Origin of the sequence: Brevibacterium antiquum CNRZ 918, from assembly GCF_900169145.1 — a bacterium.
Classification (GTDB): Bacteria; Actinomycetota; Actinomycetes; order Actinomycetales; family Brevibacteriaceae; genus Brevibacterium; species Brevibacterium koreense.
On the sequence record NZ_FXZD01000011.1, the window covers coordinates 37,860 to 58,006 of the forward strand.

At 63.1% G+C, this 20,147-nt stretch carries 16 protein-coding genes; 9 read left to right on the forward strand and 7 right to left on the reverse strand.

Translation table 11 applies throughout. The annotated features are described in order from the left end of the window. Window positions 1-6: 6 nt before the first annotated feature. Genes BANT918_RS17565 through BANT918_RS14205 form a run of 4 tightly spaced genes read right to left on the reverse strand, consistent with a single transcriptional unit; the run spans window position 7 to window position 4,727 of the window. Complete coding sequence (locus BANT918_RS17565; RefSeq protein WP_233429422.1) at window positions 7-1,269, reverse strand: DUF6716 putative glycosyltransferase; 1,263 nt, start codon at window positions 1,267-1,269, stop codon at window positions 7-9. Then, window positions 1,256-2,254, reverse strand: a complete 999-nt coding sequence (locus BANT918_RS14195; protein ID WP_233430512.1) for a hypothetical protein — start codon at window positions 2,252-2,254, stop codon at window positions 1,256-1,258. The genes BANT918_RS17565 and BANT918_RS14195 overlap by 14 nt, the downstream gene beginning before the upstream one ends. Further along, window positions 2,251-3,756 carry a polysialyltransferase family glycosyltransferase gene (locus BANT918_RS14200; protein WP_101620871.1) on the reverse strand — a complete coding sequence of 502 codons (1,506 nt, stop codon included), beginning with the start codon at window positions 3,754-3,756 and terminating at the stop codon, window positions 2,251-2,253. Before BANT918_RS14200 ends, BANT918_RS14195 begins: the two co-directional genes overlap by 4 nt. Continuing rightward, on the reverse strand, window positions 3,756-4,727 hold the full coding sequence (locus BANT918_RS14205; protein WP_101620872.1) for a glycosyltransferase family 2 protein: 972 nt from the start codon (window positions 4,725-4,727) through the stop codon (window positions 3,756-3,758). Before BANT918_RS14205 ends, BANT918_RS14200 begins: the two co-directional genes overlap by 1 nt. Before the next feature lie 204 nt (window positions 4,728-4,931). On the opposite strand from BANT918_RS14205, the gene BANT918_RS14210 reads away from it, so the two are divergent. Further along, complete coding sequence (locus BANT918_RS14210; RefSeq protein ID WP_101620873.1) at window positions 4,932-6,770, forward strand: hypothetical protein; 1,839 nt, start codon at window positions 4,932-4,934, stop codon at window positions 6,768-6,770. A 137-nt stretch (window positions 6,771-6,907) separates the two neighbouring features. Here BANT918_RS14210 and BANT918_RS14215 read toward each other — a convergent pair whose 3' ends face one another. From BANT918_RS14215 to BANT918_RS14225, 3 genes are all read right to left on the reverse strand, one after another. After that, window positions 6,908-7,795, reverse strand: coding sequence for an N-acetylneuraminate synthase family protein (locus BANT918_RS14215; protein WP_101620874.1), 888 nt, complete (start codon window positions 7,793-7,795; stop codon window positions 6,908-6,910). Then, window positions 7,792-9,237 carry an acylneuraminate cytidylyltransferase gene (locus BANT918_RS14220; RefSeq protein ID WP_101620875.1) on the reverse strand — a complete coding sequence of 482 codons (1,446 nt, stop codon included), beginning with the start codon at window positions 9,235-9,237 and terminating at the stop codon, window positions 7,792-7,794. The genes BANT918_RS14215 and BANT918_RS14220 overlap by 4 nt, the downstream gene beginning before the upstream one ends. A 166-nt stretch (window positions 9,238-9,403) precedes the next feature. Further along, window positions 9,404-11,272 carry a dolichyl-phosphate-mannose--protein mannosyltransferase gene (locus tag BANT918_RS14225; RefSeq protein ID WP_233430513.1) on the reverse strand — a complete coding sequence of 623 codons (1,869 nt, stop codon included), beginning with the start codon at window positions 11,270-11,272 and terminating at the stop codon, window positions 9,404-9,406. A 169-nt stretch (window positions 11,273-11,441) separates the two neighbouring features. Here BANT918_RS14225 and BANT918_RS14230 point away from each other — a divergent pair, with 169 nt between their 5' ends. The 8 genes from BANT918_RS14230 (at window position 11,442) to BANT918_RS14265 (ending at window position 20,136) form a co-directional block, all read left to right on the forward strand. Further along, window positions 11,442-12,059 (forward strand): DUF4190 domain-containing protein, encoded by a 618-nt coding sequence (locus tag BANT918_RS14230; RefSeq protein ID WP_233430514.1) that lies wholly within the window; start codon window positions 11,442-11,444, stop codon window positions 12,057-12,059. Between the two features lie 207 nt (window positions 12,060-12,266). Continuing rightward, the gene (locus tag BANT918_RS14235; RefSeq protein WP_101620877.1) at window positions 12,267-12,695 is read left to right on the forward strand and encodes a DUF4190 domain-containing protein; all 429 of its coding nucleotides are present in this window, start codon (window positions 12,267-12,269) and stop codon (window positions 12,693-12,695) included. A 124-nt stretch (window positions 12,696-12,819) separates the two neighbouring features. Next, window positions 12,820-13,284, forward strand: coding sequence for a DUF4190 domain-containing protein (locus BANT918_RS14240; RefSeq protein ID WP_101620878.1), 465 nt, complete (start codon window positions 12,820-12,822; stop codon window positions 13,282-13,284). Beyond that, window positions 13,284-14,270 (forward strand): 16S rRNA (cytidine(1402)-2'-O)-methyltransferase, encoded by a 987-nt coding sequence (gene rsmI / locus BANT918_RS14245; protein WP_101620879.1) that lies wholly within the window; start codon window positions 13,284-13,286, stop codon window positions 14,268-14,270. Before BANT918_RS14240 ends, rsmI begins: the two co-directional genes overlap by 1 nt. A 370-nt stretch (window positions 14,271-14,640) precedes the next feature. After that, complete coding sequence (locus BANT918_RS14250; protein WP_101620880.1) at window positions 14,641-15,702, forward strand: hypothetical protein; 1,062 nt, start codon at window positions 14,641-14,643, stop codon at window positions 15,700-15,702. A 276-nt stretch (window positions 15,703-15,978) separates the two neighbouring features. After that, on the forward strand, window positions 15,979-17,694 hold the full coding sequence (gene metG / locus BANT918_RS14255) for a methionine--tRNA ligase (protein WP_101620881.1): 1,716 nt from the start codon (window positions 15,979-15,981) through the stop codon (window positions 17,692-17,694). Further along, on the forward strand, window positions 17,694-18,614 hold the full coding sequence (locus tag BANT918_RS14260) for a TatD family hydrolase (protein WP_101620882.1): 921 nt from the start codon (window positions 17,694-17,696) through the stop codon (window positions 18,612-18,614). The genes metG and BANT918_RS14260 overlap by 1 nt, the downstream gene beginning before the upstream one ends. 328 nt (window positions 18,615-18,942) lie before the next feature. Beyond that, window positions 18,943-20,136 (forward strand): resuscitation-promoting factor, encoded by a 1,194-nt coding sequence (locus tag BANT918_RS14265; protein WP_233430516.1) that lies wholly within the window; start codon window positions 18,943-18,945, stop codon window positions 20,134-20,136. Window positions 20,137-20,147 lie beyond the last annotated feature (11 nt).

Genomic DNA, 20,147 nt, shown 5'->3' on the forward strand with positions numbered 1-20,147 from the left:
CCTCATTTACCTCGCGTAGCGCAGTTTTCGGTAGGCGCGAACGACCGGAGCCGGGGCCATGGTGCGCAGCTCGGCGCGGATGAGCAGACGCTTCTGCTTCCACACGGCGCTGCGCCGGTTCGGCAGCTGACCTGCCCTGGCACGTGTGGCCAGGAGCTCCAGATGGTGACGAAGTCTGCCGTCGTCGGAGTGGAAGTAATTCTCGGCCAGCCACGCCGAGGTGGGAAATCCGATGGTCCCGGCCGTCACCTCGGCGAGGCTGCCGGTGGCACCGGAATCGGCGAAGGCCTCATTGAGCAGGTTCCTGTCGAAGCCGAAGTCCGAGATCAGCAGGGTGGGGATGCCGCGGTCGAAGGCCTCCAACGCCGCCGTCGATGACACAGTCACCAGCGCGGCACCGGGCACGAGGAAGTCGTCCAGTGGACCATAGCCGAGCTCGATACGCTCAGTACCAGGAACACCCAGATCACGCAGGCCTTTGCGGATATCGACGTACGAGTGCTGTTCGTGATGCGTTTCGTGCTCACCGGGCCGCGAACGCATCTTGATGACCGCGTTCGAGTCTGCGTGACGTGAGGCGAACTCGGCGAGCGCGGCCACGATTGCTTCTCGATCACCGAGCGCCTCGGGCACCTTGGCCTGCGGAGCGAACACAAGTGTTCGGGGGACTTCGGTCTGCATAGGCTTGGATGCTTCACCAGCGTCGGGCTGGGATGCACTCGCAGGAGTGACAAGCTGGGGGATCCACGTCGAGCGCAGCATGGGCAGGCGGGTCAGGTAGATCTCACAGGGCACCTGCGTGAGTGCACTGACCTCGGTGTACTGGGCCACCTCGGCGAAGGAATGGGTGATGAACGCATCCATCAGGCGGCGATAGTTCATGCCCTTCTTGCTGGCGGGCAGCCCCATTCCGGGTAGGCCGGAGACCAGGGCTGGGCGGTGATCGAGCAGGTGCGCGGTGAGGAAGAGCTGGGCGACGATCGGCCCGGTGGCGGCCCCGAGCACAATGTCGGCGTGATGGTCGGTGATGATGTGGGCCAGGTCGGTGCGGGTGACAACGGGGATGGTGCGGCCGGCCCAGGCGGTGCCGGCGATAGCGTGGGTGATCTGCTCTGCGGTGGGCAGAATCGGGCTGTCGATGAGGTAGACGTGGGCTTCGACGCCGGGCAGGGAACTCAGCAGCTGGGTCGCCCATTTGAGGTAGGACTCGGAGTCGGAGACGGAGACGATCCGGATCGGCTCGACCGAATGTGCATCAGGTATCGACATCTGCCTTGACCGATTGGGTATTGAGGGACTTACGCAGACTATCGGCTGAGGCGCCGGTCCACCATTCGGCCGGAATCTTGGTGACGGCGATCGTCACGTCCGGGTTCAGTGTTGCCAAGGAGATCGCCGCGGTGCTGGGCAGGCTGCGGATGGTGGAATTCGGCGGCAGATTGACCAGGCGCAGTTCGATCGGCAGGCCGACGTGTTTGATGCGCACACGCTCGTCACGGCTGAGCTCGGCGAGGAACTCGTCGGTCTCTCGGCGGTGCGGGTAATAGGTGATCGGACCGTCGGCCATGAGTTCCTCGAGCCAGGTGCGGTAGGAGTCTGCGTGGATGAGCCCGTCGGCGACGAGGGCCGAGCCGATGACCGGGTTGTCTCTTGGGTGGCTGCCGCCGGTGGGCAGGGTCTGCAGGTGTTCGAACTTATGGCGGGTGATCTCCGCGCCTGTTTTGAGGAAGGCCTTGCGCATGGTCTTCGACACCGGCAATGCGGTGTGCCAGCGCAGCCTCCCTGCCGGTGCCAGCCCACGCAGACGGTCTGCGACGTGTGCGGACATGACCGCACGTGAAGCCTTGAGCTTCTGCCGCGGACGCACGAGGGGTCCGCGCTTGGCCGTGAGGATCTCGATGGTCGAATAGGTGGCCAGACCGTCGTCGAGGATGACGACGTCTGGCATGCGACGCTCCAGGTAGGCCAGTGCGAGTGCCTTGTGGACCTGCCCGGAGCAGGCATCGCCGATGTAGATGCGATCGAAGTTCTGTTTGCGCAGGACTCCGGGCTTGGCCCCGACGCGTTCGAGAGAGATGTTCTTGGGCAGCCAGGCGGAGTCGAAGGCGTCGAGGAACGACGTCATGCCCTTCGCATTGGCACGCGCCCGTATCAGCAGGTCTTCAGCAGGTTCGTGGGCTTCGAGTGCGGAGAGGAACTGCAGGGGCGACTCGACGAAGGCGATCGAGGTGAGTTGAGTCTTCTTGGCCATCATTGCTTTCGGCCACCTCCAAATCGTGAGCTCAGTGTTGATTTCATCTTCGGGACGAGTTTCGGGGCGTCGATGGAGATTCCGTAGGTCTTCAGGGTGTGCTGAGCGTGCTTCGCCTGCGTGCGCAGACGTCGCTTGGCTGAGCTGAGCCCCTTGCGATGCGATGGAATCTCCAGGCGTCCGGGCAGATCCAGCTTCGTCAGACGCTTGCGTTTGAAGTACTTCATGTCCTGACCGCCGACGGCGGATTCGAGGAACTCGCTCGCGTTGCCCCGCAAGTGGGAGGCCGTCTCGGACTGCATGCAGTAGGTGACGGCGTCGATGAGGGGTCCCAGGTCCTTCGTGCCGGTGGGCTTTGTGCGGGCGGGCTTTGTGGCGGCCTCCGCGTTCACGGGGGTGGCCGCTGGCGGCCCAGGTGCCACCTCGGCGAGTTCGCCGGGCAGGACATATCCGCCCGTGTGCAGGGCATCGACGATGGTCAGCGGGATCCGGTTGCTGTTCTGGTACGGTGCTAGGACCTGCAGCATCATCGAGGTGCCGATCGCGGCCGTGGCGGTCCCGAACAGGGCACGAGCGGTCGCGAGCCCGGTGGAATAGCAGGACACGACGAGGCGTGGTCGGGTGGTGGCGATGACGATCTCGGCCAGCAGCGGCACATCGGCGAGCACGAATTCCAGTCCCAGTTCCAGGCTGCGCTGACGCAATGGTTCGATCGTCGTCCGCGCCGAGGTGGGGTGTGGTTTGAAGATGACAGCCGACAGTCCGCGAGCCTTGACCTCATCGATCATCTGCAGGTGCAGATCCAGCTCCTCCTCGGCAGTGATGAGGTCGATCTGGGCGAGGTACTGGCCCAGGACCATTCCAGCCTCGGGGATCGGATCGCAGAGTTCGGCCGCCGCCAACTCCGGGGCCACCTCGGCGGCCATATCCTCGATGACCGACTTCAGGTCCGCGGCCGGCAGGGTGACCCGGTCGGGGGAGTGTTCGGCTAGCTGACGTGGGGTGATGCCCGGCAGGAGGTCGGTGTAGTAGATCGCCTGCAGGCGCTGGTACTGCGGCAGGGACAGCGGATTGCGGATCGGGCCGTAGCTCATCAGCCCATCGGAGTGCACCGCAATTTTCGCGGTGGTGAAGATCTGGGTGAGCACACCGGCCGGATGACCGGGCAGGGACTCGACGATGAGATCGATGGGCTCGTTCTCCGCGATCGCCCATTCCGAGCGCAGCGATCTCGCCATGATGGGGGCACGTTCGCCGGAGATCCCGAAGGTCTTCGGGTGGTTAGGCCAGATGGTGGCATTCCAGTCGACGATGAGATCGAAGCAGGTCAGCAGGCTGGCCGATCCGGGCATGTCATCCGCGGCGGGAGTCAGCTCTGGAGCGAAGGAGTTGTTGGCGATGACGAGGATCCGGCGCATCTCGGTGCCACCGAGGTGTCCGGCGCGGATCAGGGCGACGATGTTCGCGAGCTGGTACTGGGTGGAGACCTGGATGATCTGGGTCATCAGCGTGCCCTCCTGACGATCGACTCGATCACGGGCAGCCGGTGCTCCCCGAAGTTGTGCAGGGCAGCGTCGATGATGTCGTCATCGACGCCCTTGAGCGTGTTCACCGCTCCCAGGTTGAGCTGCGACCTGACCTGGTGGTTCATTGAGGCGCCGCGGTTGTGGATCTGGAAGTAGAGGATGGAGAGGAAGTTGCGCACGGCCTTCTGCTCGAAGCGGCGAAACTCCGGGTTGGCCTCGAGCATGGCGAACACGGACCTGAACGCGGGGATGAAGTCGAGCTGGCGTTCGTCGAAGATCGCCGTCAACGAGGTGGCGCTGCCCTTGCGATAGCAGAGGCCAGCGGTGTCGACGACGGCGAAGCTGTCGGTCTCAAGGTGGTGGCGCCACGTCCAGGGACGATCCTCACAAGTGCGCAGTTCCGGGTTGAACTCGAGCAGGCCACGCTGAGCCATGGACCGGGAGTAGATGCCGGTCCAGCACTCGGGGAAGTCGACCATGGTCGAGGCGTCGTGGGGGAGGATGTAGTCGCGGGGGTTGAGCGCCGTGTTGTGGGTGAAGCAGGGGGCGTTGCGCAGTTTGCGGTTGAAGCCGTTGACGATGAGGTAGTTGGTCTTGACGAAGTCCACGCCCAGACCGGTGATCGAGTCCGTCAGGGACCGCAGATGGCCAGGCGCGTACCAGTCGTCACCGTCGAGGTAGGTGATCGTGTCACCGGTGGCAGCTTCCAGCGCGGTGTTGCGTGCCGTGGAGACGCCGCGCGATTCCGCGTTGTGGATGGTCACCAGGTTGAGCCGGTCGGCGAATTCGGCAATGACTCCCGCCGTGTCATCGGTGGACCCGTCGTTGACGACGATGACTTCCAGTTCGTCACGTCCGAAGCGCTGGTTGACCAGGCTCTTCAGGCTCCCGCCGATCGTTTCCGCGGCGTTCTTCGCGGCGATGATGACACTGACGACTGGCGCTGTCATTGGGTCCTTTCGCAGGGGTGCTCAGGTCTCGTGGAGCTCGTGGCGTGCGCTGGTGCGTGCACGCGTTCTCCTGGTGGGACGGGCGGTGTTGTTTGCATTCGATTGATCTTAGAATTCCTAAGCGAACGGTGGGTTGCGCCGAGGTTGACGCCTCGGACAGGTGAAGTTCACCAAGTGTTTGCCCATCGCCCATAGCCTTGTGCAATGCCGCACCTGAAGCTGTTCCACTTCGACATCCCGACCTGGGGAAACTACGGCGACAAGGCGCTGTTCCCCGTGGTCAGGGACGTCTTCCGAGTGATGGGTTCTGGTGGCTCGACCGCTTCGGCTCGGTCGGGCGGTGAGGTCGATTTCACATCGGCGGCGGCCCTGCGGCGCGAAGTGGATTTGGCCCTCGTCGAGCGGATAAATTCATCGGCAGATGCTGTTGTCGTCGGCGGAGGCGGGCTGTTCCTGCAGGACACGAACCCGAATCGGCTGTCGGGATGGCAGTGGAAGATCTCCGCCGAAGCGCTCGCCGCCATCGAAGTCCCGCTTATCATCTATGCGCTCGGGGACAACCGGTTCCCCGGCCAGCCCGAGTTCGACGAGCTGATGCACACCCATGTCAGCCAGGTCCTCGACCAGTCTGTGTTCTTCGGCCTGCGCAACACCGGCAGCATTGAGACGATGACGTCATTCCTCGGTGTCGACGGGGGAGACGTCGAGCGATCACGAGCATCCGCGAACTCGCAGGCGGCGCCGCCTCTGCAGTCGCAGCCGGGGACGATCTCGCGGTCAGGACCAATCCGATTCCAGCCGTGCCCGACGACCATCGCGGGCCTGCTCTACGAGCCCTTGATCGGCCGTCGCCCCGATCCGAGTCAGAAGGTCCTGGCGATCCAGATGCTCGTTCACCCACGTCAGCAGGCCGCCGGCTTTGACGCCGAGGTGATTCACCGGGCAACGATCGATGCCGCCCGAATGCTCTTGGCTGGCGGATGGACTATCCTCAGCGTTCCCTTCCACCCCGATGGCGCCGAGGTGTCGCGGCAGTTGGTCGCTGAGGTGCCCGAGGTCAAAGAGATCGGGTTGTATGGCTCCGACATCGGGTTCTTCGCCGGTCTCGATCTGTTCGTCTCCATTCCCTATGTGCTGGGTGGTCGCGGGCATGCGCAGATGATCCCCTTCGGCGTCGGCTCGATTCCGATCTCCCTGGATCTGCACGCCAAGCTGGGCTACTTCGCCGAGGACATCGGACATCCCGAATTCATCGTGCCTGTTGGGCCTGAGGGTATGGCGGCGGACAATACGGGCGACGGTCCTGGCATCACCGCGGATGTGGTTCAGCGAGCCCACGCTCTTGCCCAGCGGATCGTCGACACGATCGAGCAGGCCTATGCGCGCGGAAATGACCTGCAGGACGACCTCGCAGCTACCTGGCAGAAACTTTTCGACATCACGGCGGACAACCACGCCGACATACGCGATGCGCTGCGGCCTTCGTCGGGCACGGGGAATTCCGGTGCGGGCACTGAGCGGTTGGTTGCAGTCGTCCGGAGGCTCCCAGCAGAAGTTGTTCCCCGAGCCGACCTAGTTCCTCAAACCGACCTAGTTCCTCGAACCCAGGCCGATATCCGAGCCGAGGAATTCCACCTCGCGGCAGTGTCCGAGGCCGAGGAATTCAGCGCCGCTCACATGCGAGATCGCACGAAGCTGCGCCGTGAGCACAAGCAGCAACTCGAGAGCGCCAACGCACAGCGCAAGGACCGCGAAGCGGAACGGGAGAGCCTCCGTGCGGAGTTGAAGCAGAAGGAGACTCAGCTCGAGTGGCAGTCCGCAGAGCTTGACGTGCAGACCACGGAACTCGACGCTCAGACTGCGGAGAAGAATCGGCACGCCGTCGATGCCGCCGGCCTGCGGAAGCAGCTCGACGAATCCGATGCCCAGCTCAGGTCGGTCAACGACCGTACAGCCACCGCCGAAGCGAAGGTCCTATTCGACAAGACGGCGCATGGGCTGGCGTGGAGGGTACGGAGGATCAAGCGCAAACTCGGGCGCTGACCTACGGCACGATCATCTCGGAACGGCCCCACCACCTCGGCGAGGGAACACGGCAACGGCCCCACCACCTCGGCGAGGTGATGGGACCGTTGTCAGACGATCAGGCCAGAACACGATCAGGCCAGACCAAGAGCGGGTCAGACGCTGACCTTGCGCAGCGAATCGATCTTGGATTCCTCGCCCGGCATGACGCGTTTGTCGCCGTCGCCGAAGGCAGTTTCGAGAACGCGCACGCCTTTGGTGAGCGAGGTGAACTCGCGCGGTTCCATCGATGCGGACTGGTCGGAGCCCCACATCGAGGAGTCCAGGGTGATGTGGCGTTCAATGGTCACGGCGCCCAGTGCTGCGGCGGCGAAGGAGATCTCGAGGCCCAGCTCGTGGCCGGAGTAGCCCACGGGCACGCCGTAGCGCTCACGCATGGCCGGGATCGCCTTGAGGTTGACCTCTTCGGGAGGCAGCGGGTAGGTCGAGGTGGCGTGCATGAGGACCAGTTTTTCGCGGTCGAAGACCTCGACGGCGGCATCCAGCGTGGCCCAGTCGGACATGCCCGAGGAGCACAGGACGGGCTTGCCGGTCGCGGCGATGGCACGGAGGAGTTCGAAGTCCGTCAGCGAGGCCGAGGCGACCTTGTAGGTCAGCGCATCGAACTCGTTTTCGAGGAAGTCCACGGAGTCAGTGTCCCAGGGGGAGGCGAACCACTGCAGACCGACTTCCTTGGCGTAGCGGTCGATCTCGGCATATTCGTCCTTGCCGAATTCGACGCGCCACTTGTAGTCGAGGTAGGTCATCTCGCCCCATGGGGTCGAGCGCATCTTGGACTTCTGGTGTTCGGGCACAGCCACATCGGGGTTGCGCTTCTGGAACTTCACAGCCTGGGCACCGGCGGTGACGGCGACATCCATGAGCTGCTTCGCGATCTCGACGTCGCCGTTGTGGTTGATGCCGATTTCGCCGATCATGTACACGGGCTGATTCGGGCCGACGAGGTGGTTGCCGATGGCCACAGGGGCGAGTTGATCAGTCATGAAACCTGCTTTCGATTGGTACGCAAACCTTCTGCGTGATTCGTGAGCAACGGCTGTTGCTGCTGGATGGATGGTCGGTAAGTGGGTGTCTGGTGTGCGTCTGCTGCGGCTGGTGCGTCTTCGTTGTGGCCAGCGGAGCCGAACGGATCGGAGCCCAGCACCGATGCCAGTGCTCGCGTCGGCAGCTGCTGCGTTGCCCGGTTCGACACGGGGATGAGGTCGCAGACTTCGCGGACCGCTCCCTTTCCTCCGGGCCGATCGAGGACGACTCGAGCCGCTGCGAGCACCTTGGGATGGGCGTCGGCGACCGCGATGGGCCAGCCGACGACGTCGAAGGCTTCGAGGTCGTTGATGTCGTTTCCGACGTAGGCCACTCGGGCTGGGTCAAGGCCCTGGTCATCGATCCATGACCGCAGGACCTGGGATTTATTGTCGATGCCCTGAGTGACGTCCACATGAAGTTTCTCCGCCCTGCGGGTGACAACTGGGTTGCGTTCCTTCGACAGGATCATGACAGGCAGCCCTGATCTCACCAGGCGTGAGACTCCCATGCCGTCGCCGCGGTGGATCCGGACCTGTTCGTTGCCGTCCTCGTCGACGTAGGCGCCGTCGTCGGTGTGGACTCCGTCGAAGTCGGTGACGAGGGCGTCGACGTCGATGACCTGCGCGGTTTCCTGTGTGGAGGCGATCGCGCGGACCAGTGACAGGTCGGACATGTCGTCGATTTCGCGGGCGTGCTCGGGTGGGACCTCTTCGATTGCGATGCGACCGAAGAAACGGTGTTGATGTTCGAGGAGACCGTCGGTGCGCATGACGTAGAACGCGCCGGTCTCGTTGTAGTGCTTGGCCCGGTCCTGGCGGCGGGGCCGGAAGCTGGCTTCGTGACCAACGGCCACTGCCGTTGCGCCATCATCGAGGCGCCACAGGAACGAATGGTCCTCGACGGCGGAGAACACGACATCGGCATCACCGTCACGGACGGCGGTGACCGCGTTGTCGATCGAGGCCGAGTCGATGAACGGTGAGGTGCACTGCATGAACACGGTGGTGTCGAATTCCTCGCCGAGGCTGGCCAGCGTGTAGATCAGCGCCGACTCACTGCTCGCGGTGTCACCGGCGATGTCAGCGGGACGGTGGGACACCTCGGCGCCGGATCGGATCGCCTCAGCCGCGATGCCCTCGTGGTCGGTCGAGACGACAACGCGGTCGATGCTCGGGGTCGACCTGGCCGCGTTGATCGCGCGTGCCAGAAGAGAGATGCCGGCGACCTTCTGCAGGTTCTTCAGCGGAATTCCCTTGGAGCCGCCCCGGGCGGGAATGATGGCCACGGCCCGATGCGGCCGTGCTGCGCTCTCGGAGGGGGCCGTGGCCACCTGGTCAGTGGGCGTCGCGGCCACGTGATCGGTGGGCGCTGGGGGAGTCAGAATCGATTGGTCATTCACAATGATTCGACGCTAACGACGGCATGTGGCCTTGAAGTGAACGAGCAATGTCGCCGAGGCGACGGCTTCGTGGCGGGTGTATGTCGAGGTGCCGTGGGGCGGGGGTGGTCACCCGTGATGGAGCTGAATGGTCAGTGTCAGGTGAGGTCGGTGTGCCTGTGGGTGGTCAGCGCCAGGTGACGTTCCACATGCGGTTGTTCCACGCCTCGAAGGGAATGACTTCGCCTGTATAAATCGGCCAGAAGTAGGCGAAGGCCATGATCGCGGCCACGAGGATGAGGCCCACGGACATCCGACGGCCGAACAGGGACCAGGGGATTCGAGTGCCGCGACCGGCGAATATTGGGCCACGGGAGTTGGGGACTCGGCCCCAGATGAGTGTGAGGCAGTAGGTGAATGCGAGGACGACGAAGGGCACCATGACGATCGTGTAGAAGGTGAAGATGGTGCGTTCCTGGTACGCGAACCACGGCAGCCAGGTGGCGGCGAGTCCGGCCAGGATGACTCCGGCGCGGACGTCGCGGCGGATGATCCAGGCGACCAGTGCGACGAGGATGGCGATGGGTGCCAGTCCCCAGATCACGGGATTGCCGACCGATGTGATCGCTGAGGAGCAGTGCTCCACGGCACAGCCCATGCTTCCCTGATCAGGGGATTCGTAGTAGAACGAGGTCGGCCGCCACTGGAGAATCCAACCCCACGGGTTCGACATGTAGGGGTGTTCCGAATCGAGGCCGACATGGAACGAATACGCCGTGTAGTGATAGTGGGCCAGAGACGGCAGCCACAGCAGCCAGTCGGGCAGTGCGCTCCACCAGCCTGCGTTGTCGAAGGCCCACTGCCGGTCCCAAGCATCGGCGGAACGGATCCACCCAGTCCAGGTGACGAGGTAGGTCAGTAGGGCCACCGGCACCAACTTGATGAACGCAGGAATGCTGTCGCGGATGAGTATGCCGAGCCAGGGGTGGACGATGCCTGCACGGTGGCGCGAATGCACGTCCCAGGCGACGACGAGGATCCCGAATGCGGCGACGGCATAGAGCCCCGACCACTTCACGCCCATTGCCAGCCCCAGGCTGATGCCTGCGGCGATGAGCCAGGGACGCACGCCGAGGCGGGGCCCGAAGTTGACCAGGTCCTTGCTTCGCGATGGGCGACGATCGCGAACTCGTTCTGGTGCTCGGAGTGCGGGCGCGGCAGCTGCTGGCTCAGCGGTCGAGGCGGCGACCGCCTCGGTGGGAGGAGTGGTTGTGGGCGGTGGGGCCTTCGCCCACTTCTCCAGTCGCTTCGTCACGAACTCCCGGTCCAGGACGATGAAGGCGAAGGCGAGGAGGACGAAGGCCATGAGGACGATGTCGAGCAGACTCGTGCGTGAATGCACGAAGTGCTCACCGTCGATCGAGAGCAGACCGGCTGCGACGCAGGCGAAGAACGCGGAGCGGAAGAGCTTCCACGCGACGAAGCCCATGAGGAAGATCGTCAGCGTTCCCACGATCGCCACAGAGAACCGCCAGCCGAAGGAGTCGTCGGCGCCGAAGAGGTGGACGCCGGCGCCGATGATCCATTTGCCCAACGGCGGGTGGACGACATATTCGGGGGTCGACTCGATGACGCTCGGGTCACCGGCGTTGAAGGAGTCGTCGGCGTTCTCCGGCCAGGAGCGTTCGTAGCCGAACTTGAAGACCGAGTAGGCGTCCTTGACGTAATAGGTTTCGTCGAAGATCAAGCGGTGGGGGAAGTCCAAGTTGAAGAGTCGGAGGACACCGCCGATCGCCGTGATGAGCAGCAGGGCCGGCCACATCCAGACCGGTGCGCGAGTCGCCCACATTCCGGTGGTGAAGGAGCGCCTCCGGATGCCAGCGGCATTGGCGCGGATCGATTCGCGCCGGTGAGCGCGACGTTCCCGAGCGATGAGTTTGGTGGGTGCGGGCCTCGTGGGGGAGGGCTGGTCGGTTCGGGAGTGTGTGGGGTCGGTCGACTCATCCATGGGGTCGGTGGACCGCCTCGGCGCCTGGGGATCTTCGGGTTGAGTCATTATCGTCAAGTTTAAGGTCGAATGAGACGCTTGTTCCCATCTGATCCTCAGGGTGAGTCGTTCACGTGCAGCGGGAGATCGGGTCGGGGTGGGACGTCGGCGTATTGTCCTTGGGGCCGTCGGGACGACTAAGGTAGTCCTCAACAGGCAGCAAACGAATGAAACGGTGATGAGCGTGTCCTATAACCCGAACTATCGCCCGAGCGATCCACCGCAGGTCGGATCCCAGCAGTTCAACAATGGATACGGCGGGTCACAGCCTCAGCCGGGATACGGCTCGGGCCAGTATCAGGACCAAGGCCAGTATTCGAATCCGAACCAGTATCAGCAGACCCAGTCCGGCCCCGTGGTCTATAGTCAGCCGGACGCGTACAGCCAGCCGGACGCCTATGGCTACAGTCAGCCGGGCGCCTACAGCCAGCCTGTGACCTACGGTGCACCGACGATGACGGTGCGGCCAGCAGTGAACTCCCTGTCGGGCTGGGCGATGTGGATGGGCATCATCGGGCTCGCCGGTGGCTTGGTCTGCAGCCTCCTCTCATTGGTCCCCATTGTCGGCATACTGTTCTCAATCGTGGCGATGTTTCTATGGATCGCTCCGATCCTCGCGGTTATCTTCGGCCACGTGTCACGCGGCCAGATCAGAAAGACCGGTGAAGACGGCCGAGGCCAGGCGACCGCCGGGTTGGTCATGGGCTACATCGGCATCGGCATTGCTTTGCTGATGATCGTCATCTTCATCGGCGTTCTGGGACTCGGATTCCTCGCTGCGGGGATGAGCTACTGAGGGATCGTCTCCTGCAGGACGGGCTTGTGAGGGCCCATTTTCTGCCCTGACGCCTGTGGTGTCCTGACACCGGTGGTGCAGGATTGCAACAGGTTTGCCTTTTTCGGAGCTGGGCGGCTCGGTAGCGTTGGTGTCAGACGCAACGGGGAACATCCCTTCAGCAGGGATCATCCCACGAGCAGCCACAGCAACAGGAGCGAACCATTCATGCACACACGGCAACTTCCCGCTAGCAGCGGGTACGGAGCATCGGACCGTTCGCCGTATGGTGGGGCGGCGAGCAACGGTGGATTCCCGAACAACGCGGCATACGTTGCCAATCCTGGTTGGGCAGGCCCCGTGGCCTATGTTTATCAGCCGATCGCTGCGACCAACACTGTGGCGATTATCGGAATGGTGCTCGCACTTGCCGGGGCGCTGTCCTCGTTCATTCCAGCGGGAATTGCCGGGATCGTGATGGGCCATATCGCACGCAAGCAGATTCGCCAGCGTGGAGAGCGTGGGGACGCAATGGCGCTGACAGCCCTTTGGGTCGGCTACCTCAGCGCCGGGTTCTGGGCGTTGTTCTGGATTGTTTACATCCTGTTGGTGGTGCTCGCAGTCGGGTTGGGAGTCGCCGAAGGTTCAGTCAGCTGACTGAGGACCATTTGGCGGCGTTGCCGCCTCAGATCGCGCAACTGAGACTGAGCTGCAACAACCCAGCCTTTTATCACGATGAACGACTCGGTACCGTTGTAGGCATACGCAAGGAGATCTCACCATGAGCAGTCAGAACAACTGGAACAATCCAGACATGTATTACCAGCAGCCGCAGTCGGGCCCCGCGACTGGCAGTGGCTACAATACTGCGAATGCCAGCTACGGCGCCGCGAGCTATAACTCCAACGCCGCATATGGCGCCAACGCTCAATACGCTGGTGGGGGACCGGGGTACGGCTACCAGCCGCTGCCACCCACGAACACCTTGGCGATTATCGCTCTCGTTGCTTCGATCTTCGGGGTGATCAGTTCCTTCTTCCTTGCTGGCATCGCTGGCATCGTGATGGGCCATATGGCCCGCAACCGGATTCGGCAGTCGGGAGAGCGCGGAGACGGAATGGCCGTCGCCGCACTGTGGGTCGGCTACATCGGCACCGCGCTGTGGGTTCTGTTCTGGGTCGGCTATGTCGGCGTCATGGTTCTCATATTCGGAGTCGCCATGGTCGGTGCGGGGTCGGCCGGTTGATGTCCGGAAGCCCGGATGCCGACGGCAACTATGACCACGTGGTCGAAGACGCGGCCTCATTCCCGGTTGCGGAGGACGATTTCGACGTTGTGCAGGACAACCCTGGCGCTGCGGAGGGTGACATCGATTCGGCAGCTTCCGACCCTGCGTCGACCCCAGCCGGCGGCAAGCTCATCCTGGTAGGGACTCCGATCGGCAACCTCGGCGATGCGAGTGAGCGCATGCAGCATGCCATCGCCGCGGCCGATGTCATCGCCGCTGAGGACACTCGCCGCTTCCTGTCGTTGACGCAGCGCCTGGAACTGACACACACCAAACGGGTCATCAGCGTCTTCGACCACAACGAACAGTCTCGGGCGCCCGAGCTCGTCGAACTCATCCGCTCCGGTCAGACGGTTGTCCTCCTCAGCGATGCGGGAATGCCGGCGGTTTCGGACCCCGGTTATCGGGTTGTCAAGGCTTGCGCTGAGGCAGGCCTACCGATCACCTCCACACCCGGACCGTCAGCCGTGCTCATGGCACTAGCGGTCTCCGGGCTGCCCAGCGACAGATTCAGCTTCGAAGGTTTCCTGCCGCGAAAGTCCGGGGCACGCAAGACCCTCCTGGAAGAGTTGCGAGCCGAGAAGCGGACCATGGTGTTCTTCGAAAGTCCCCACCGCATCGCGGCCACCATGGACGACTTCCTCGCCGTGATCGGACCCGACCGGCCCATGGCCATCAGCCGCGAACTCACAAAGACATATGAGGAGACGCTGCGAGGGACTGTGTCCTCGTTGCGCGACCGTGCTGCTGACGGTCTGCGAGGGGAGTTGACCCTCGTGCTCGCCGGAGGAACCGCGGTCGAGACTGCCCCGGAGGATCACCTCGACGCCGTCGGTGAACTCGTGGAGTCTGGAGTGCGTGCCAAAGACGCTGCCGGCCAGATCGCGAAGCAGTTCGGGCTGTCCAAACGTGAGGTCTACGAGGCCTGGTTGCACCGGGTGTGAGGGCAGAGCGCGCCGCCGAGTTGAGCGTATGAGGGTGTGGACAGTTTGGGGACCGATCGAAGTCTCAGGGCTCCCCTTTGAAGCGGGGCTCTGAAACTTCGATCGGTCCCCTTCTCCTTGTGTCCCTCTGTGTTTCGGCGCAGTCCGCTAGACGCTGCTTACTGGGGCCGCGCGAGATCTGCACAGAGGAGCACCGGCGCTGCACGCAGTGAGCTTGGTTCACTTGTCTGAAGCTGAGGCCCACTTGGTCACGGTTGGCTGTGGGTTCTGCGCAGACTCACGCGTAATGCGCTTGGGGACAGACCTGCGTGATCCACAAGTGCCTCTTGCTCGCTGGCAGTCAGTGCTCTTGGCCCTTCACCGTGTGGGCATGTACAACATCGTCTACTTCCAGGACCTCAGGGCAGCCGGTGCGGCCACCCCGGAAATCAGAAGCGCATTGGGCTGCTGCCTGTTGAAGCTTGATCGCGGTGTCTATTCGGTCATACGCAGGTGCCAGGTCTCATCGCACCGGCGATTCACCAGATTCGCGCTCGACGAGGCGTGGATGGATTATCACGAGGCCGGACGTCACAGAGAGCGTTCCCAACAGAGGAAGTACCGGGAACATCTCGATCGGCTTCGGATTCTCCACTATCCCCACTATCGGCCTGATGACGTGGTGTGGGGAGTATCGGCGGCGAGGCTTCACAAATTGGGGACCTTCGACGTGCCGACTCAGCCGGTCAACGTCGCCCATCCTGTGTCCAGCTGCCGCACCGGTTCGCTGATCAGACGGCGCATATCGGTGCGCACCGAGGATGTCAGCGAAGTCGCCGGAATCAGGGTCACTACGCCCGCGAAGACCGCGCTGGCACTGAAGACAGCGCTGGGGCCGGCAGCCGCCTTCGCCGCGATGGAGCAAGTGCTGCGCTGGTCGTTGCTCGGCACGGATGAAGAGGCAATCTTCAAGACCGGCTATCCGCCCCAGGTCATGTCGCTGGTACACGGTGCGGTCGACGGGCTCTTCGGCCCGCCGATAGCCCGAATGTCCCGGGGAAAGAAGAGCGCGCGGACGCTTGCTGCACTGATCACTCCGCTCTCGGAAAGCTATGCCGAGAGCCGAGCGTCCTTCAATCTGCACCTGCTGGGTCTGCACGATTTCGTTCAGCAGGTCGACGTCAAAGAGGGCCATCGGACCTTGACGCGGCTGGATCTTCTTTTCGAAGACGGTGGTGTTGCCCTGTACGTCGACGGAACTCAGAAGTATGTGGATGGAGGATTCAACGTCATGAACAAGGAGAGCTGGCAGCACAATCGGCTGCTGTCGATGGGATACAAGGTGATCCGGTTCAAGTTCAAGGAAGTCATGAATGTGGCGACGTTCTCCCGGAAGCTGTTCGACCAGGCGCCTGAACTCAAGGCGCGGTGCCGGAAGAAGCTGGTGCTGTGAAGCATGCCCAGCCCGCGGTGGGCAGAAATCAGCAGCCGCACCGGGCCGGCGCGGAGGGGCCAGCGTGGAGGGGACAGCACGCGCTGCATGATGCGTCACGATGCGTTGGGGACCGATCGAAGTTTCAGGGCCCACATTCAAAGTTGGGCTATAGAACGTAGACAGGGCTACTTCCACACGAGGCTATTTCCGCACCCGCACCTGCGCCCACACCCACACTCCGCCGCACGGGGCTTTGCACGTCGGCGGCGCGGCGTCCCTTAGACTGTGGAACCTATGGGTTACTACTTGACGACAGCTATCGCTTACCCCAATGGGGCCATCCACATCGGGCACGCATATGAGTACATTGCCGCCGATACGATCGCGCGGTTCAAGCGCCTCGACAATCATGAGGTGTTCTTTGCAACCGGCACCGACGAGCATGGTCTCAAGATGCTGCAGGCGGCGAACAAGCTGGGCATCACGCCCAAGCAGCTTGCCGACGACAACGCGAAGAACTTCCGCGACACCCAGCTGGCGCTCGGCTCGACGTTCGACCGCTTCATCCGCACCACCGACGAAGACCACTACGAGGCGTCGAAGGCGATCTGGCGCAAGCTCGAAGAGGCTGGCGACATCTACCTCGACACCTACGCCGGCTGGTACTCGGTCCGTGATGAGGCCTTCTACATGCAGGACGAGACCGAAGTCGTCGACGGTGTTCGCCTGTCGGCGGAGACTCGCACCGAGGTGACCTGGACGGAGGAGGAGTCCTACTTCTTCCGTCTCTCGAAGTACCAGGACAAGCTGCTCGAACTGTATAAGACTCACCCTGAATTCCTCGGCCCCGATTCGCGTCGCAACGAGGTCGCCTCCTTCGTCGCCTCGGGTCTGAAGGACCTCTCGGTTTCGCGCACCACCTTCGACTGGGGTGTGCCGGTGCCCGGCAATGAGAAACACGTCATGTATGTGTGGATCGACGCTCTGACGAACTACCTCACCGCAGCCGGATACCCCGATGATCAGGAGCGCCTCAACAAGTGGTGGCCCGCCGACGTCCACATCATCGGCAAGGACATCATCCGCTTCCACAGCGTCTACTGGCCCGCGTTCCTGATGAGCGCCGGCATCGAGCTGCCGGGGCGCGTCCACGCCCATGGCTTCCTCTTCAACGCCGGTGAGAAGATGTCGAAGTCCGTCGGCAACGTCGTCGATCCCATCGACCTCGTCGAGGCATTCGGCCTCGATACTCTGCGTTTCTTCCTCTTCCGCGAGTTCTCCTATGGCAATGACGGGTCCTACACGAAGGACTCGATCATCACCCGCAAGAACTCCGACCTCGCCAACGAGTACGGCAACCTCGCCCAGCGCTCGCTGTCGATGATCGCGAAGAACTGCGAGGCACAGGTTCCCCGTCCCGGTGAACTCACCGAGGACGACGAAGCCCTCCTGGCCCTGGCCCGCGCGGTCCCCGACACCGCTCGTCGCCACGTCGACACCCAGGCCCTCCACCTCTACGTCGAGGCCTGCTGGAAGGTTCTGACCGAGGCCAACCGCTACTTCTCCGCCCAGGAACCCTGGAAGCTGAAGAAGACCGATACCGACCGCATGGCCACCGTACTGTGGGTCACGATCGAGGTCGTGCGCATCATCTCGATCCTCATCCAGCCCGTCATGCCCGAATCCGCGGGCAAGATCCTCGACTCTCTCGGCGTGCCCGAGGGCGTCGGTGAAGCCGGTGCGAAGGTGCTGCCGACGGCGACTGACAGTGGCGCCGGCGCCGAGGCGATGGCTCCCGTGACCGTGAGCGCCGGAGTCGGCGTCGCCGCAGGTGCGGCTTCCGCCGCTGCGGGAATCTCACCGATGGCAGCGGAATCGGCCGAAAGCGGTGTCAATGCCGCCGAGGTGGATCCTCGTTCATTCGCCGCGATCGATTTTCCGTTGGAGCCAGGCATCCCGCTGCCGAAGCCGGTCCCGGTGTTCCCCAAGTTCGTGGAGGAGACCGAATAATGGCTTCTCGCGCCGCCGGAACCTATCCTCCGGTGCCTGAGCCGCTTGCCCATCCGGTTGTCGACACCCACACGCATCTCGATATCTGCACGGGTGTGCGACTGCCGTTGGGTGCCGGCGAGCCCGAGCCTGAGGTGAGACCTGACGCGGATGAGGAGTTCCCGAGCCTCGACTACTTCCTCGACACCGCCCAGTCGGCCGGGGTGCAGCGCATCGTGCAGATCGGCTGCGACCTGCCGGCAGCACGGTGGACGACCCAGCTGGTCAGACAACAGTCAGAACAGGGCCGCTCCTGGATGCTCGGCGGTGCGGCACTGCATCCGAACGAAGCACCGAGGTTGGCCCAACGCGGCATGCTCGACGATGCGCTCACGGAGATCGAGTCGCTCGTGGCTTCCAATGACCGCATGCGCGTGGTGGGGGAGACCGGACTCGACTACTTCCGCACAGGTGAAGAGGGCGTCGCCGAACAGCAGCGGTCCTTCCGGGCTCATATCGAGATCGCCAAACGCACCGGCAAGGCCCTGCAGATCCACGACCGTGAAGCTCACGCGGACGTGCTGCGCATCCTCCGGGAGGAGGGCGCCCCCGAGGTCACGATCTTCCACTGCTATTCCGGGGACGAGGCGATGGCCCGCGAGTGCGCAGATCACGGGTACTACATGTCCTTCGCCGGCAACCTCACGTTCAAGAACGCGGATGAACTCCGACGTGCGGCGGCAGCGGCTCCACTGGATCGGCTGCTGACCGAGACCGACGCTCCGTTCCTCACTCCGCACCCGCACCGCGGCAAGCCGGGCGGTCCCTATCTGACCGCGATCACGGCACGCATGCTCGCCGAAGTGCGTGGGATGAACGAAGAGGACCTCTGCGCCGCTGTGTGGAAGAACGCGGAGACCGCGCTCGGAAGCTGGGACTGAAAGACCGCCGAAGCTGGGCCTGAACGACCGCCTTCGCGAGGGTGCGGATGACGCACGATCAGCGGCCTCGGCGGGCAAATGTCACGACTGTGACGAAGCCCGGAAACATAGGGAAGTCCTGGTCAGAGCGCCAACTCTGGCAGCCTAGCTGTTACATGTTCGTGATATTTTGCGAACCGTGTAACGAATCGGTTACAGTAGACGAGTTGATGACCTCTGCCCCAGGGATATTTTTGTGATTGATTTTCTCAAGAACCGCAAAGTGCAAATTGCTGCACAGGCGGTTGTGATTACCGGACTCGTGGGTGGCACGGGTGCCGTGGTTACCATGAACAAGCCCGTGACCCTTGATGTCAACGGACAGTCCGAAGAAGTTCGGACCTTCGGCGGTACCGTGGGGGATGTCCTCGACAGCCGCGACCTCGACATCGAGAAGCGCGACCAGATCAAGCCAGGCGTAGACAAGAAGATCTCGCGGGATATGACGATCACCGTCAATACCGCGAAGGAGCTTTCACTGTCCGTTGATGGCAAGAAGAGCGATGAGTGGACCAACGCGAACACCGTCGGTCAGGCACTGGCCGACCTCGGTGTGGACGCGAAGGGCGCCGACCTCAGCACTGAGCCGAATCAGAAGCTCAAAGAAGAAGGCAACGACATCGATGTGACGACCGCCAAGGATCTCACCATCGTTGCCGATGGCAAGGATCACAAGGTCTCGGCCGCAGCGGGCACCGCTAAGGAAGCCCTCGGCGAGACCAAGCTGAAACTCGATAAGGACGACTTCCTCTCCGTCCCCCTCAGCTCGAAGGTCTCTGATGGCCAGGTCCTCACCGTGAACCGTGTGAAGAACGACATGGTCACGGAGAAGGAGGCCATCAAGGCCAAGGTCGAGAAGAAGAAGTCTGACTCCCTGTACCAGGGTGAGACCAAGGTCGAAGCTGAGGGCAAGGACGGTCAGAAAGAGATCTCGTACAAGGTTAAGACCGTCAACGGCGAACAGGTGAAGAAGGAGAAGAAGGACGAGAAGGTCCTCTCCGAGCCCAAGGCCAAGGTCATCATCGAGGGCACCAAGACTAAGGAAGCTCCCGCGAAGGACCCAGGCGGCTCTGACAACGGAACCGGCGGCTCTGATGGCAAGAGCACCGGCGGCTCCGACAAAGGTGACAAGTCCACAGGCGGCGGCTCTGACAAGGGTTCGGGCGGCTCCGGCTCTGATGATAAGTCCACCGGCGGCGGCTCCGGCTCCAGCGGTGGCGACATGAGCACCCAGGAAATCAAGAACATGCTCGGTGGACCGGGATCCAAGTGGTACCAGGTCGCTAAGTGCGAGTCGAACTTCAACCCGCGCGCAGTGAACCAGTCGAACCGCGCTCACTTCGGTCTCTTCCAGTTCAAGATCGCCACGTGGCAGTCCATGGGTGGCAGCGGCAATCCGATAGATGCCAGCCCGCAGGAGCAGTTTGACCGTGCCAAGAAGCTGAAGGCTGCCGCCGGCTGGGGACAGTGGGCCTGTGCCTGATAGAAACAGAC